At 43.7% G+C, this 14223-nt stretch carries 10 protein-coding genes; 1 reads left to right on the top strand and 9 read right to left on the bottom strand.

Annotated features, from left to right (window positions below):
- The first annotated feature begins 105 nt into the window (after positions 1-105).
- The gene (dnaB, locus tag GFK82_RS03515; protein ID WP_226810750.1) at positions 106-1512 is read left to right on the top strand and encodes a replicative DNA helicase; all 1407 of its coding nucleotides are present in this window, start codon (positions 106-108) and stop codon (positions 1510-1512) included.
- Between the two features lie 20 nt (positions 1513-1532).
- On the opposite strand, the gene hisIE is transcribed toward dnaB, so the two are convergent.
- The 9 genes from hisIE to rpoC all read right to left on the bottom strand — a co-directional run bounded on the left by hisIE (position 1533) and on the right by rpoC (position 14191).
- Positions 1533-2144 carry a bifunctional phosphoribosyl-AMP cyclohydrolase/phosphoribosyl-ATP diphosphatase HisIE gene (gene hisIE, locus GFK82_RS03510; RefSeq protein WP_226810748.1) on the bottom strand — a complete coding sequence of 204 codons (612 nt, stop codon included), beginning with the start codon at positions 2142-2144 and terminating at the stop codon, positions 1533-1535.
- Positions 2138-2914, bottom strand: a complete 777-nt coding sequence (gene hisF, locus GFK82_RS03505; RefSeq protein WP_226810746.1) for an imidazole glycerol phosphate synthase subunit HisF — start codon at positions 2912-2914, stop codon at positions 2138-2140. The genes hisIE and hisF overlap by 7 nt, the downstream gene beginning before the upstream one ends.
- Positions 2896-3636, bottom strand: a complete 741-nt coding sequence (gene hisA / locus GFK82_RS03500; RefSeq protein ID WP_226810742.1) for a 1-(5-phosphoribosyl)-5-[(5-phosphoribosylamino)methylideneamino]imidazole-4-carboxamide isomerase — start codon at positions 3634-3636, stop codon at positions 2896-2898. The genes hisF and hisA overlap by 19 nt, the downstream gene beginning before the upstream one ends.
- Positions 3637-3639: 3 nt before the next feature.
- On the bottom strand, positions 3640-4230 hold the full coding sequence (hisH, locus tag GFK82_RS03495) for an imidazole glycerol phosphate synthase subunit HisH (protein WP_226810740.1): 591 nt from the start codon (positions 4228-4230) through the stop codon (positions 3640-3642).
- Between the two features lies 1 nt (position 4231).
- The gene (gene hisB / locus GFK82_RS03490; RefSeq protein ID WP_226810738.1) at positions 4232-5299 is read right to left on the bottom strand and encodes a bifunctional histidinol-phosphatase/imidazoleglycerol-phosphate dehydratase HisB; all 1068 of its coding nucleotides are present in this window, start codon (positions 5297-5299) and stop codon (positions 4232-4234) included.
- Complete coding sequence (gene hisC / locus GFK82_RS03485) at positions 5296-6390, bottom strand: histidinol-phosphate transaminase (protein ID WP_226810736.1); 1095 nt, start codon at positions 6388-6390, stop codon at positions 5296-5298. The genes hisB and hisC overlap by 4 nt, the downstream gene beginning before the upstream one ends.
- Positions 6387-7700, bottom strand: a complete 1314-nt coding sequence (gene hisD, locus GFK82_RS03480; protein ID WP_226810735.1) for a histidinol dehydrogenase — start codon at positions 7698-7700, stop codon at positions 6387-6389. The genes hisC and hisD overlap by 4 nt, the downstream gene beginning before the upstream one ends.
- A gap of 5 nt (positions 7701-7705) precedes the next feature.
- Positions 7706-8605 carry an ATP phosphoribosyltransferase gene (gene hisG / locus GFK82_RS03475; RefSeq protein WP_226811301.1) on the bottom strand — a complete coding sequence of 300 codons (900 nt, stop codon included), beginning with the start codon at positions 8603-8605 and terminating at the stop codon, positions 7706-7708.
- A gap of 1359 nt (positions 8606-9964) precedes the next feature.
- Entirely contained in the window at positions 9965-14191 is a 4227-nt protein-coding gene (gene rpoC, locus GFK82_RS03470) for a DNA-directed RNA polymerase subunit beta' (RefSeq protein WP_226810733.1), read from the bottom strand.
- Positions 14192-14223 lie beyond the last annotated feature (32 nt).

Below are 14223 nucleotides of genomic sequence, written 5' to 3'. Positions count from 1 at the left end.
AAATCATAAAACTTGAAGGTTGATTTGAAAATCCATAGGAGATGGACCCGGAAGAGGATACAATATATCTTTCTTCAAAGACTTATTTAGGTTGAATTTCTTGTTATGCTAGAAAAAAAGCCATCTAATAAAGCAAATTTTTCTTATGACCGTCAGGTAGAAGAGCTGAAAATTCCCCCTTATTCACTCGAAGCAGAGCAATCAGTATTGGGGGGATTAATGTTAGATAACGAACGGTGGGATAATGTAGCCGAGCGAGTAACAGGTAAAGATTTTTTTAACCGTCCGCACCGTCTTATCTTTACTGAGATGCAGCGGTTACTAGAACTCGGTAAACCTATTGATCTAATTACGCTATCGGAATCTTTAGAACAAAAAGCAGCTTTAGAACCCGTTGGCGGGTTTGCTTATCTGGCAGAGCTTTCAAAAAATACCCCCAGTGCTGCAAATATTTCAGCTTATGCCGATATTGTACGTGAACGCGCCATTGTTCGGGAAATGATCGCTGTAGCTAATGAAATCGCTGATTCTGGTTATGATCCCCAGGGACGGAGCAGCGAGGATCTTCTAGATTTAGCCGAATCTCGGGTCTTCCAAATAGCAGAAAACCGTGCTAATCAAGAAGATGCTCCGAAAAGTATCGAACGTCTTCTTGAAGATACAGTAACACGTATAGAACAATTGTACCAAAAACCACATGATGGAGTTACCGGTGTATCTAGCGGTTATCTAGATCTAGATAAAAAGACAGCTGGATTACAAAAATCAGATTTAATTATTATCGCCGCTCGTCCATCTATGGGAAAAACTACCTTTGCTATGAATCTCTGCGAAAACGCTGCCATGACCGAAGATAAACCAGTATTGATTTTTAGTTTAGAGATGGCTGGGGAACAGATCATGATGCGTATGCTAGCGTCTCTATCTCGCGTGGATCACAGCCGGATTCGCACCGGTCATCTAGATGATGAGGATTGGGCACGCATATCAAGTAGCATGGGAATTCTGCTAGAAAAGCGCAATATATATATTGATGACTCTTCAGGATTAACTCCGACAGAAGTGCGTTCTCGAGCGAGGCGCGTATTTCGAGAAAATGAAGGGCTAAGTTTAATTATGATTGATTATCTCCAACTAATGCGCGTACCATCTCTCTCCGACAACAGAACCCTAGAAATTGCTGAAATTTCGCGATCATTAAAGGCGTTAGCTAAAGAATTACAGGTGCCTGTAGTAGCGTTATCACAGCTGAACCGCGGCTTAGAACAACGAGCAAATAGGCGCCCTGTTAACTCCGATTTGCGTGAATCCGGATCTATCGAGCAAGATGCTGATCTTATTATATTTATCTATCGTGATGAAGTTTATCACGAAAATAGCGATATGAAGGGGATCGCTGAAATTATTCTTGGGAAGCAACGTAATGGTCCTATTGGTACATTTCGGTTGGTTTTTAACGGACAATGGTCACGATTTGATAATTATGCTGGCCCGAAATATCATGACGAGTGATATTATGCGATATATCTTTCTTAGAAGTGACGTTCTCGTAGACGGTTGATCACTCGACTTAAATTTAATCCTTGATCCTGTAATAGAACGAGGAGATGATAAACTAGATCTGCGGTTTCATTGGTGAGTTCTTCCCTGTTATGAACAGTGGCAGCTAGGGCGGTTTCTATTCCCTCTTCGCCCACTTTTTGAGCGATGCGCTTTGTTCCACTAGCGTAGAGGCTGGCGGTGTAAGAACTCTGAGGATCAGAACTTTTACGTTCTTTAATGAGGGTTTCTAGTGTATAAAGAAAAGCCCAATCACTCGCAGCTGGATGGAAACAACTGCTAGTACCATTATGACAAGTTGGTCCTTGGGGAGTCGCTAAGATCAGTAAAGTATCGTTATCACAATCTGGATGGATCTGAACTACCCTCAAAATATGGCCGGAGTGTTCACCTTTAGTCCAGAGGCGATTTTTACTACGTGAGTAAAAAGTCACTTGACCAGATTTTTGGGTTGCCTGTAGCGAATCAGCATTCATATATCCTAACATCAAAACTTCACCAGAGACGGAATGTTGGATGATGGTGGGTAAGATGCCGTTATTTTTTTGCCAATCTATCTGTTGATTCTGTTGCGTAGTTAACATGATCTAATTTTTATTCCTTTTGCTAGCAAAAATTGCTTCAACTCATTAATATTAATAATCCGGTTATGAAATACTGATGCAGCTAGTGTTCCATCTACTTGTGCCTCATGAAATGCTGCTAGAAAATGTTCCATGGTGCCGGCACCACCGGAAGCAATCAGTGGTACGTGACAGCGTTCACGTACCTGCCGAAGTTGCAGAAGATCATAACCATTACACACGCCATCCTGATTCATCATGTTCAGAACGATTTCTCCCGCGCCACGCCGCTGTACTTCTTCTACCCAATCCAGTGTTTGCCATGACGTGATTTTGGTGCGGGTTTCATTGCCAGTATACTGTTTTACCTGATAACACTGGAGGGTGGTGTTAAACCAGGTATCAATACTAAGAACAATACACTGAACGCCGAAGTGATCTGCTAAGCGACTGATAAGTGAAGGATCTTCCAATGCCGGTGAATTAATAGAAATTTTATCTGCGCCATAAGAGAGGATTTCATTTGCCTGCTTTACGTTCTGAATACCGCCTGCTACGCAAAACGGAATATCAATAACTTCGGCAACTTTAGCGATCCAGCGTTTATCCACGACTCGATTGTCGGAGGAGGCCGTGATATCATAAAAAACAAGTTCGTCGGCTCCTTCTTCGGCATAGCGGCGGGCTAGTGATACTATATCGCCAACGATTTTTTGATGACGAAATTGGGTCCCCTTGACTACCCGACCTTGATATACATCCAAACAGGGGATTATGCGTTTTGCCAGCATATGATCGCCTCTGCCATGGTGAATTTATTTTCCAACAGTGCACGACCTACGATAATGTTTTCTACGCCGCTGTGACGTAGCCGTGCGATATGTTCCAAACTTCCGATTCCTCCAGAGGCTTGAAAAGCGATATTAGGCCAGGTATCGCAAAGAGAGTGATAGAGCGATACGTTGCTCCCTGTTAGCGTGCCGTCCCGGGAGATGTCAGTACAGAGTACGTGTTTTAATCCTAATGGATAATATTGCGCTATCACCTGCTCTAGGCTCAATCCAGAATCTTCTTGCCAGCCACTTATTGCCACTCTTCGGTTTCCGTTATCATCGATTCGTATATCCAGCGCTAGAACTAGTAAATCAGGGCCGAAGTGTTCAAACCAACGCGTTACTTCCTGAGGTTGCTGCACCGCAATTGAGCCGATTACTACTCGAGTTGCACCTGCTTCTAGGAGTATTTTGACATCCACTTCACTGCGGATACCACCACCAACCTGCACTATCGCAGGTGATATACTGGTCAGTAGACGCGTGACGAGAGACTGCTGACGCGCCTGTGGATCTCTGGCTCCAGTTAAATCCACGAGGTGAATTACCTCTGCGCCTTCTCGTAGGTACTCCTGTAGACATAGTAGCGGATCAAGGTTGTAATTTCGTCGTGTCTGATAATCTCCCTGATGTAGACGTACCACGGCACCGTCAATAAAATCCAAAGCGGGTATAATCACTGATTACATCTCCAAGAAATTTTTTAGCAGCTGTTGCCCGGCGGCACCGGAGCGCTCCGGATGAAATTGCACGCCGAAGAAATTGTTGTGTTCTATAGCGGCGCTAAAAGGTGCGCCATAACTGGCGTGAGCAATAGTGGCAGTACATATTGGCATGGCGTAACTATGAACAAAATAAAAAAATGCTTTCTCATTAATATCGCGAAAGAGAGGATGACCGGTCTGCTGTTTTACTTGATTCCAGCCTATATGGGGAAGCGGAAGACCGATATCTATTATGTGTGTTACGGGTACGTCAATAATTCCGAGAGTGCTAATTCCATTATTTTCGTCACTGGTTTGAGCGAGTAGCTGCATGCCAAGACAAATACCCAACACTGGTTTTGTACAAGCTTTGATTAGCGAGATAAGCCCCCGCTTATTCAGTTGATTCATTGCTGCCTGGGCAGTACCGACACCGGGAAGAAATAGTTTATCTGCTTGCAAGATTATTTTAGCATCGTGACTGATGATCGGTTGATAGCCTAGGCGAGAGATAGCGGCACTAACTGAGAACAAATTGCCGCAGCCGGTATCCAATATTACCAAGTTCATATTAGAGAACCCCTTTTGAACTAGGTAGGGTGTTGCTTTCTACGCGTATAGCCTGGCGCAGCGTTCGGGCAAAGACCTTAAATAGACTTTCCACTCGATGATGGTCATTTTTACCCTCCGTGTATAAATGGAGGCTGCAGGACATAGCATTAGAAAAGGAACGGAAAAAATGTTCGACCATCTCGATACTGAGTTCTCCGACGCGCTGGAAGCTGTATTCCACTTTGTATTCCAGATGTGGTCGCCCGGAGATATCCATAGCACAGCGTGCCAAGCATTCATCCATTGGCAGCATAAATCCGAAACGACTGATGCCATGTTTATTTCCTAAAGCCTTATTGATCGCTTCCCCTAGTGCTAGAGCCGTATCTTCTACCGTATGATGATCGTCAATATGTAGATCTCCCTGTACACTAATATTTACTCGAATCCCGCCATGTGTGGCTATTTGATGAAGCATATGGTCAAAAAAACCGATACCAGTGTTGATATGGCTTTCACCTTCCCGATCCAGCCAAATTTCAATTTCAATAGAAGTTTCTTGAGTTACTCGCTTAACGTGTGCATGACGATCACGATGGGTTAGTAGTTTACTGATTGCGCGCCAATTGAGGGATTCACGCTGATACCGTAGTCCAGTAATCTCCATATTAGCTGCAAGAGCCATATCGGTTTCTCTATCCCCAATGACATAGCTATGAGTCTTATCTAGTACACCCTGCTTCTGCCATGCCTTGAGTAGTGCGGTTTGTGGTTTGCGGCACTTGCACCCATCGGTCAATAGATGTGGACAAATTAGCACCTCATCAAAAAAAATGCTTTGGGAGGTGAAAATACTCATTAAGAGATTATGGGGTCCATCAAAATCTTGTTGAGGGAAACGAGTGGTACCTAGACCATCCTGGTTACTAATCATAACCAGTCTGAAATTGGTTTGTTGCAGTGCCAGGAGCGCGGGGATAACGTCAGGTTCTAGCGCTAGCTTATCTAGATGGTCCACTTGAAGGTTCTCTATGGGTTCTCGGATAAGCGTACCATCACGATCGATAAAGAGGACTTTCTGATTCACAGAGACTCCTTTTTGGAAGAGGAGATAGGGGTGAGCGCATTGAATGCTTCTACCAGGCTTTGGCATTCTGTCTGGGTGCCAATCGTAATGCGAAGACAATCAAGCAATCCGGGTTGTTTGCTTTGATCCCGTAAAATCGTACCCTGATTCCATAAAGTCTCAAACACCCGATAAGCTGGATTACAATGAACTAATAAATAATTACTAACGCTTGGGTATACTGTGCGTACACTTAAGCACTGCCTCAAGTTGTATGCCAGACTATCTCGAAGAGCATTGATCTCTGCTACTCGAGCTTTTGTTTTTTCTAACCCTTCGGTCGAAAGTGCCTGTTCAGCGATATCTGAAACTGGTAGCGCTAGAGGATAAGGGGTAATGACTTTTAATAATAACTGAATTATCTCTACATTAGCTAAAACAAAACCGCAGCGAAGGCCAGCGAGAGCAAAAGCTTTAGAGAGTGTACGTAAAATAACCAAGTGCGGATAGATAGTGAGCCATTTCACGACGCTTGCCTGGGGACAGAAGTCGATATAGGCTTCGTCCACTACCAGTAGAGATCCACCCTTTTTATAGGTAATCTCTAGTAGTTCTCTCAGGATGTCAGGGTAAATAAGGTTTCCTGTAGGATTGTTTGGATTGCAAATATAAATCAGCTTTACACCATTAAGTTGTGCGCGAATAGCTGAAAGGTTAAGTTGCCAGTCTTGTCGGGTTAAAACGGTACGCCGTTCAATACCAAAGGTTTCGGCGCTAACGCTATACATGCCATATGTGGGCGGACAAAATAGAATAGCATCGGTTCCTGGTTCACAAAAAGTACGAATTAATAGTTCAATACCTTCATCGGCTCCACGACAAACTATAACTTGTTCCGCTTTGACACCAGAATAAACCGCATAGGAGTTGACAACAGCTGTCGGCTGACAGGAAGGGTAACGATTCAGATCACCGTCTCGAAGAGCATAGTACGGTGACCGAGGGAACTCATTAGCGTTTAACCAAATCTTTCCTTGACCGCCTAGTCGGCGTGCTGACTCATAGGGTTCTAGCGCTAGCACATTACTACGAGCTAAGTGAGTAATACTCATAGTATCTCCTTAAGTAAGGAAGTGCGTAGTGTGATGGCATTTTTATGAGCAGTCATCCGTTCAGCTTTCGCTAAAGTTTCGATGGTAGGGGCTAGCGCCAATAAACCGGCAGGCGTTATTTCTTGTACTGTCATCCGTTTTTGAAAATCCGCTACTCCAAGGCTAGAACAGCTGCTTGTATAACCGTAGGTTGGGAGGACATGGTTGGTCCCAGAGGCGTAATCCCCCGCGGATTCTGGCGACCAGTCGCCTAGAAAGACGGAACCAGCATTGGTAATATGTTCTACCCAGCGTTGAGCATCTCTGGTTTGGATAATTAGATGTTCCGGTCCGTAACAGTTACTGATACGCATAGACTCAGTCAGATCGGCTGTAATGATGAGGCGGCTACTCGCTAACGCTTGACACGCAATGGCGGCTCTAGGTAACAGGTGTACCTGGTATTCAGTTTCCTGGGCTACCCGATTCGCTAACAAAGAGTCTGGAGTAAGCAATATCACCTGAGAGTCGGGACCGTGTTCCGCCTGTGATAACAGATCGGCGGCAATAAAAACTGGATTTGCTTGTGAGTCAGCGATGACCATGACTTCGGAGGGTCCGGCAGGCATATCAATAGCAGCACCGTCTAGGTTCTGACTAACCTGACGCTTTGCTTCGGTAACCCAAGCATTACCTGGGCCAAAAATCTTATCGACTCTTTCGATGGATTCAGTGCCGAATGCCATTGCGGCAATAGCCTGTGCGCCGCCGACCTGGTAGATATTTTGGACCCCGCATAGCGCAGCCGCATATAGAATTTCATCGGCGATTGGCGGCGGTGAGCAGAGAACTACTCGCCGGCAGCCGGCGAGTCGCGCGGGTATTGCTAGCATCAGTACTGTTGAAAGCAGGGGCGCGGAGCCACCTGGAATATAAAGTCCTACCGAAGCTATTGCCCGAGTTAATTGGCGGCAGTGTACGCCGGGCTGCGTTTCCACATTTACCTCTGGCAATTTCTGGGCACTGTGAAAACAATCGATATTAGTCATTGCTATCGATATCGCCTGTTTAATTTCCGAGGGTACTCGATACCCGGCTTGGTCTATAGCCGCTGCAGTAACACGTAAATGAGGTGTGTCAGTGCGGTCAAAACGGATATTCAACGCGTGTAGCGCCCTATCGCCTTCGTGGCGGACCTGATGCAAAATCGCACTAACTGTGATGCTGACATCCACCTGGACATTGTTTACTGGACGGGTTAATAACTGTGCCTGGCCTGCTGCATCGAAATCACTCCAGCATACCGGTTGGGAAAAACCAGTAGTAGCCATAACTTTTATTCCATCATCTTTTCAATGGGGAGCACTAGTATTGAGCTGGCACCGAGGGCTTTCAGATTTTCCATGGTTTCCCAAAACAAGGTTTCACTACTGACCATATGCATTGCTACACGGTGTTGATCGCCAGCTAATGGTAGGACGGTTGGGCGCTCTGCACCAGGCAGTAAGTTGATAATTTGATCTAGCTTCTCAGTGGGTGCATGTAACATGATATATTTCGATTCCCGGGTTTGAATTACTCCTTGGATTCGAATGAGCAATTTGTTGACCAGTAATTGCTTGGCTGCTGACAGTTCTCCATCACGCTGGATAAGGCTAGCTTTAGAACGATAAATAACCTCCACTTCTCGTAAACCGTTAGCCTCAAGGGTCGCCCCTGTAGACACCAGATCACAAATAGCATCAGCAAGACCTGCGCGTGGCGCAACCTCTACGGATCCATTGAGTAAACAGGATTTAAAGGTGATATCGAGTTTATCAAAGTATTGCTTGAGTAAGTGTGGGTAGGAGGTAGCAATACGTTTCCCTCGGAGGCATTCGGGACTGCTCCAATGGACGTCTAAAGGCAGGGCTATTGATAGTCTGCAGCTACCGAAATCCATTCGGCGGAGAGTAGAATAACGGGGATTGTCTCCTTGGGCACGACGGGCCAGCACTTCTTCTTCTAACACATTTTCGCCAATGATCCCGAGATCTACCACACCGTCCATTACCAGCCCAGGAATGTCATCGTCGCGTACTCGCATGATATCAAGAGGCATGTTTTCAGCAAAGACTAGAAGGCGTTGCTGCTGCAGATTAATTTTTATTCCGCACTGCTCTAGCAGCTGTTGCGATTCTTTGCTTAATCGCCCCGATTTCTGCATTGCTATCCGTAACCGTGATTTATCCAAGATGATTTCCTCTAGGGTAATTAAATGATTTACCCAAGCCAAAAAAAAACCTCGGAAGAAAGCTGCCGAGTATGCTCTCTGATATCCAGAGTTGCTGGAAGATTAAAACGTCTTGTAACACTTATTGTCCAAAAGACTATTTAGAATGAATGATTATTCAGAAGGTTTTGCATTATCTATTTTACATGTAGTCTTATTGCGCTATCTTGTGAAGAAATAATTACAATAACCTAGCTATGTTTGATGTATAGTGCAACACTTTTTTATCTTAAAGGCCATTACTCACATGATTAAAATTCTTAAAACTTATCGGTAGTGGACATTAATGGGTTTGCGTATAATGAAAAAATGGAAATGATTAGAATAAACTAAGGTGAGCAATATCATTGCTGCTGTTTATTAATGGACTGACCTATTTGTAAGTAGTAATTATTTTAAGTAGAGCTGGTGACGTTAATAAGGATAGAATATTATCAGATAACCCTAATGGTTCTTCTGTAAATCAATCAAAATGATTTAACCATGGTTTTTATTGAATCCTCAATGTTGATCAAAATTATTCTTGATTATATGGCGAATGTTATGATAAGATTTTAATCTTGCGTCCTTAATCAAGATGTGAATGATACCTTTTTCACCAGATGATTTATATTCTCATGAAATCAAGCGTTCATGTTATATGTTTTTGAATGCATGAATTGGAGTAGAAGAGTGTTCTTTATCGAAAGTCTGCGTATCAGTAATTGTATTGCATGTACATTCTACAATGTCTTTTAGTAGGTTAAGCATCGATTTATAGCTTTCCAGCTAGGAAAGTGTGACTGCGCGGATAGCCACATTTTTGTTCGAATTGTGTGGGGTAAATTTATTCTTGATTCTTAGTAATGCTCTATTAAGAGATTTATTTAAAAAATATGTTAATAACAGCTTATTATTTTTACTATGGAAAAGGTATCAATGACTTATTAATGTATTTTTTGTAAAAAAATCATCTATTAGATGTTATCACTCCTTACTGGGGTGTGATATGTCTAAACTTTTCTTGATAAGACATGATGAACTTATTAATACCATAATATCAATTATGTTTATATGTTTTTATTCAAGATATTAATCGTAAGAAAATACGTTCATATAAAAAATTATAGAAAATAAATGATTCAATGGTTTTATTACAAAATTTTAAGAATATGACTTCTGACGTTCATTTTCTATGCAAGCACTCCTTAGCAATTATATATATTGTGATATAACCTTAAAAGGCAAATAAAAACTTGCCATTATGCTCGACTTTTTTAAAAAGTCTTAAAAAACCACTCCCGAAAGAGTGATTTTTTCACTAGTAAGTAATGAGGTTGAGCATTATTTATTATTTCTTCCTAGTCCTGCATTTAGGAGTTCCGATAAGTTAGCTGAAGCTTCATCGGCGGTAATCGGTGGTGAGGCTGCGATTACCCCGGGATTCCGTTGACGATAACGCGCAAGTTCTTGATGATGCGCATAACCAGTACCCGCTGGGATTAAACGTCCAACAATAACATTTTCCTTCAAACCACGTAGCTCATCTCGTTTTCCGGCAACGGCGGCTTCGGTTAGCACGCGCGTAGTTTCCTGGAATGATGCTGCAGAGATAAAGGATTCCGTAGCCAGCGAGGCTTTTGTAATACCTAAAAGATCACGTATATAGCTCATTTGCATCTTCCCGTTATTTAATGATTGACGGTTGGCCGTCTTGATACGTGAGTATTCTGCCTGTTCGCCTTCTAGGAAATCCAAGCGACTGCTGCTAGTAATTGTTGCTTTACGTAACATTTGACGAATAATAACTTCGATATGTTTATCGTTAATTTTAACGCCTTGGAGGCGGTAAACCTCCTGGACTTCGTTGACAATATATCGAGTTACAGCATGTACGCCACGTAAACGCAAAATGTCGTGTGGTGATTCTGGACCATCTGAAATCACATCACCTCGTTCTACTCGCTCACCTTCAAATACGTTAAGCTGACGCCATTTCGGGATCATCTCTTCATAGGTGTCTTTGCCGTCTACCGGAGAGATAACTAGGCGACGCTTCCCTTTAGTGTCTTTACCAAAAGAAATGATACCACTAATCTCAGCTAGAATCGCCGGTTCTTTTGGACGGCGTGCTTCAAAAAGATCAGCAACACGTGGTAGACCCCCGGTAATATCTTTCGTGCCACTGGTCTCTTGTGGTAGGCGAGCTAGCGTGTCACCACCGGTAATTTTTGCACCGTCTTCTAGTTGTACGATCGTTTTCCCTGGTAAAAAATATTGTGCTGGTATATCAGTACCCGGCAGTAGAACATCGTTAATATTAGCATCTACAATTCGTAGTGCTGGCCGAAGATCTTTACCCACGCCAGTACGTTCAGCGGTATCTAGTACCACGATAGAAGATAAACCGGTTAATTCATCAGTCTGTCTAGTAATACTCTGTCCCTCGATCATATCAGTGAGACGTACAAAACCGTCGACTTCGGTGATAACTGGCATGGTATGTGGATCCCAATTGGCAACGATTTCCCCGCTTATGATTTGCTCACCGTTCCCTTTAGCCATGACAGCACCATAAGGTACTTTATAACTTTCTTTTGTACGGCCAAATTCATCAATGACCTTAAGTTCAGTATTGCGTGAAGTAATTACCAGTTTACTACTGCTATTAATGACAAATTTGGCGCTACTGAGACGAATAGTCCCTTTGTTTTTGACTTGGATGCTTGATTCCGCAGCAGCACGAGATGCAGCGCCACCGATATGGAAAGTGCGCATGGTCAGCTGGGTACCAGGTTCGCCGATGGATTGTGCTGCGATTACCCCGATAGCTTCGCCTTTATTTACTAAATGCCCCCGTGCCAGATCTCGACCGTAGCAGTTAGCACACACACCAAAATCAGTCTCACAGGTAACGACAGAACGCACCTTAACGCTATCTATAGAATTTTCTTCTAGAATATCACACCACTGTTCATTTAATAGAGTATTACGGAAGACCAAAACATCTTTGATACCAGGTTTTAGGACGTCTTCCGCTGTGACGCGGCCCAGAACGCGTTCGCGCAACGGTTCTTTAACATCGCCACCTTCGATAACCGGCGTCATTACGATACCCGAAAAGGTACCACAGTCATCCTCGGTTACAACCAGATCTTGCGCCACGTCGACTAAACGACGTGTCAGGTAACCTGAGTTTGCCGTTTTTAGTGCGGTATCGGCTAAACCTTTACGTGCGCCATGGGTAGAGATAAAGTACTGGAGTACATTCAAACCTTCACGAAAGTTTGCTGTAATTGGTGTTTCGATGATGGATCCATCAGGCTTTGCCATCAGGCCACGCATACCGGCCAGTTGGCGAATTTGTGCTGCTGAACCACGGGCACCCGAATCTGCCATCATAAAAATGCTATTAAATGATACTTGCCGTTCTTCTATTCCATTTCGGTTAATCACCGTTTCAGTAGATAGATTATTCATCATGGCTTTGGCGACTCGTTCGTTAGCCGCAGCCCAGATATCTATTACTTTATTATAACGTTCGCCGGCTGTGACTAGACCAGACTGGAATTGCTCTTGAATTTCAGCTACTTCAGATTCAGCTTCATCGATTATTTCGGCTTTTTTTATCGGGATCACCATATCATCGATGCCCACTGATGAGCCAGAACGGGCAGCGTAAGTGAATCCAGTGTACATTATCTGATCGGCGAAAATGACGGTGGGCTTCAAACCTAGTACTCGATAGCAGGTATTAAGCATCTTGGAGATGGCTTTTTTACCGAGTGCTTGATTTACTAATGAAAACGGTAGTCCTGTTGGAACAATCATCCATAGGATAGCCCGGCCGATAGTAGTATCTACTATATGAGTCCTCTTCACTAATTCGCCGTTATCGCATTTTTCATATTCTGTAATGCGTACTTTAACGCGTGCATGCAGCTCTGCTATCTCGGCGCGGTAGATGCGTTCAGCTTCTTTTGGCCCGGTTAGAATCATCCCCTCACCTTTACCATTAACGCGATCTCGGGTCATGTAATATAAACCGAGTACTACATCCTGAGAAGGTACGATGATGGGTTCGCCATTAGCGGGAGATAAAATGTTGTTAGTAGACATCATTAGCGCACGCGCTTCTAATTGAGCTTCTAGAGTCAGCGGGACATGTACTGCCATTTGATCACCATCGAAGTCAGCGTTATATGCCGCACACACAAGAGGGTGAAGTTGAATGGCTTTTCCTTCAATCAGTACTGGTTCAAATGCTTGAATACCTAGACGATGCAGTGTTGGTGCACGGTTTAGCATAACTGGGTGTTCACGGATAACCTCGTCCAGTATATCCCAGACTACTGCTTCTTCTCGTTCTACCATTTTTTTTGCAGCTTTAATCGTAGTGGCAAGGCCACGTAATTCGAGTTTTCCATAAATGAAAGGTTTAAATAACTCTAGCGCCATTTTCTTGGGCAAACCGCATTGATGTAAGCGGAGATATGGTCCGACGGTAATTACCGACCGGCCGGAGTAGTCAACACGCTTACCTAGCAAATTCTGACGGAATCGACCTTGTTTACCTTTAATCATATCAGCCAATGATTTTAGCGGACGTTTATTAGAACCGGTAATGGCGCGGCCCCGTCGGCCGTTATCCAAGAGAGCGTAGACTGATTCTTGTAACATGCGTTTTTCATTGCGTACAATAATATCCGGTGCGGCTAGATCTAGCAGTCGTTTCAAGCGATTATTACGGTTAATGACCCGGCGATACAGATCGTTTAGATCTGAGGTTGCAAAACGCCCCCCATCCAGCGGTACAAGCGGACGCAGATCTGGTGGTAGCACTGGTAGCACAGTCAGAATCATCCACTCAGGTTTGTTACCGGACTGAATGAAAGCTTCTAACAATTTAATGCGTTTAGTCAGTTTTTTTCGCTTGGTTTCGGAGTTGGTTGCTTCTAGTTCTTCGCGTAGCTGTTTACATTCCTGATCTAAGTCCATATTTTTCAATAGATTTTGTATGGCTTCAGCGCCCATCTTGGCGTCGAATTCGTCACCAAACTCTTCTACTGCGTCTAAATACTGCTCTTCTGTTAAAATTTGACGGCAGTGAAGTGTGGTCATGCCACTTTCCACTACGACATAGGATTCAAAATACAAAACTCGTTCGATGTCGCGAAGTGGCATATCTAATAACACACCAATACGGGATGGAAGAGATTTTAAAAACCAAATATGTGCGGTGGGTGAGGCTAGCTCGATATGACCCATGCGTTCACGACGCACTTTAGTCTGGGTTACTTCAACACCACATTTTTCACAGATTACGCCGCGATGTTTTAAACGTTTATATTTACCGCAGAGGCATTCATAGTCTTTTACTGGTCCAAAAATACGGGCGCAGAATAGACCGTCACGCTCTGGTTTAAATGTACGATAGTTAATAGTTTCCGGTTTTCTCACTTCACCGAAAGACCAGGAACGGATCATATCTGGTGAGGCTAGCGCAATCTTAATTGCATCAAATTCTTCAGTCTTAGTTTGTGATTTCAGAAATTTAAGTAAATCTTTCACAGATTGGCTCCTGTCGGAGTTGGAGCTGTTAG

It is taken from the genome of Candidatus Steffania adelgidicola (genome assembly GCF_020541225.1).
GTDB classification, from domain to species: domain Bacteria; phylum Pseudomonadota; class Gammaproteobacteria; order Enterobacterales; family Enterobacteriaceae; genus Steffania; species Steffania adelgidicola.
This window is presented reverse-complemented; position numbering and strand designations above follow the sequence as displayed.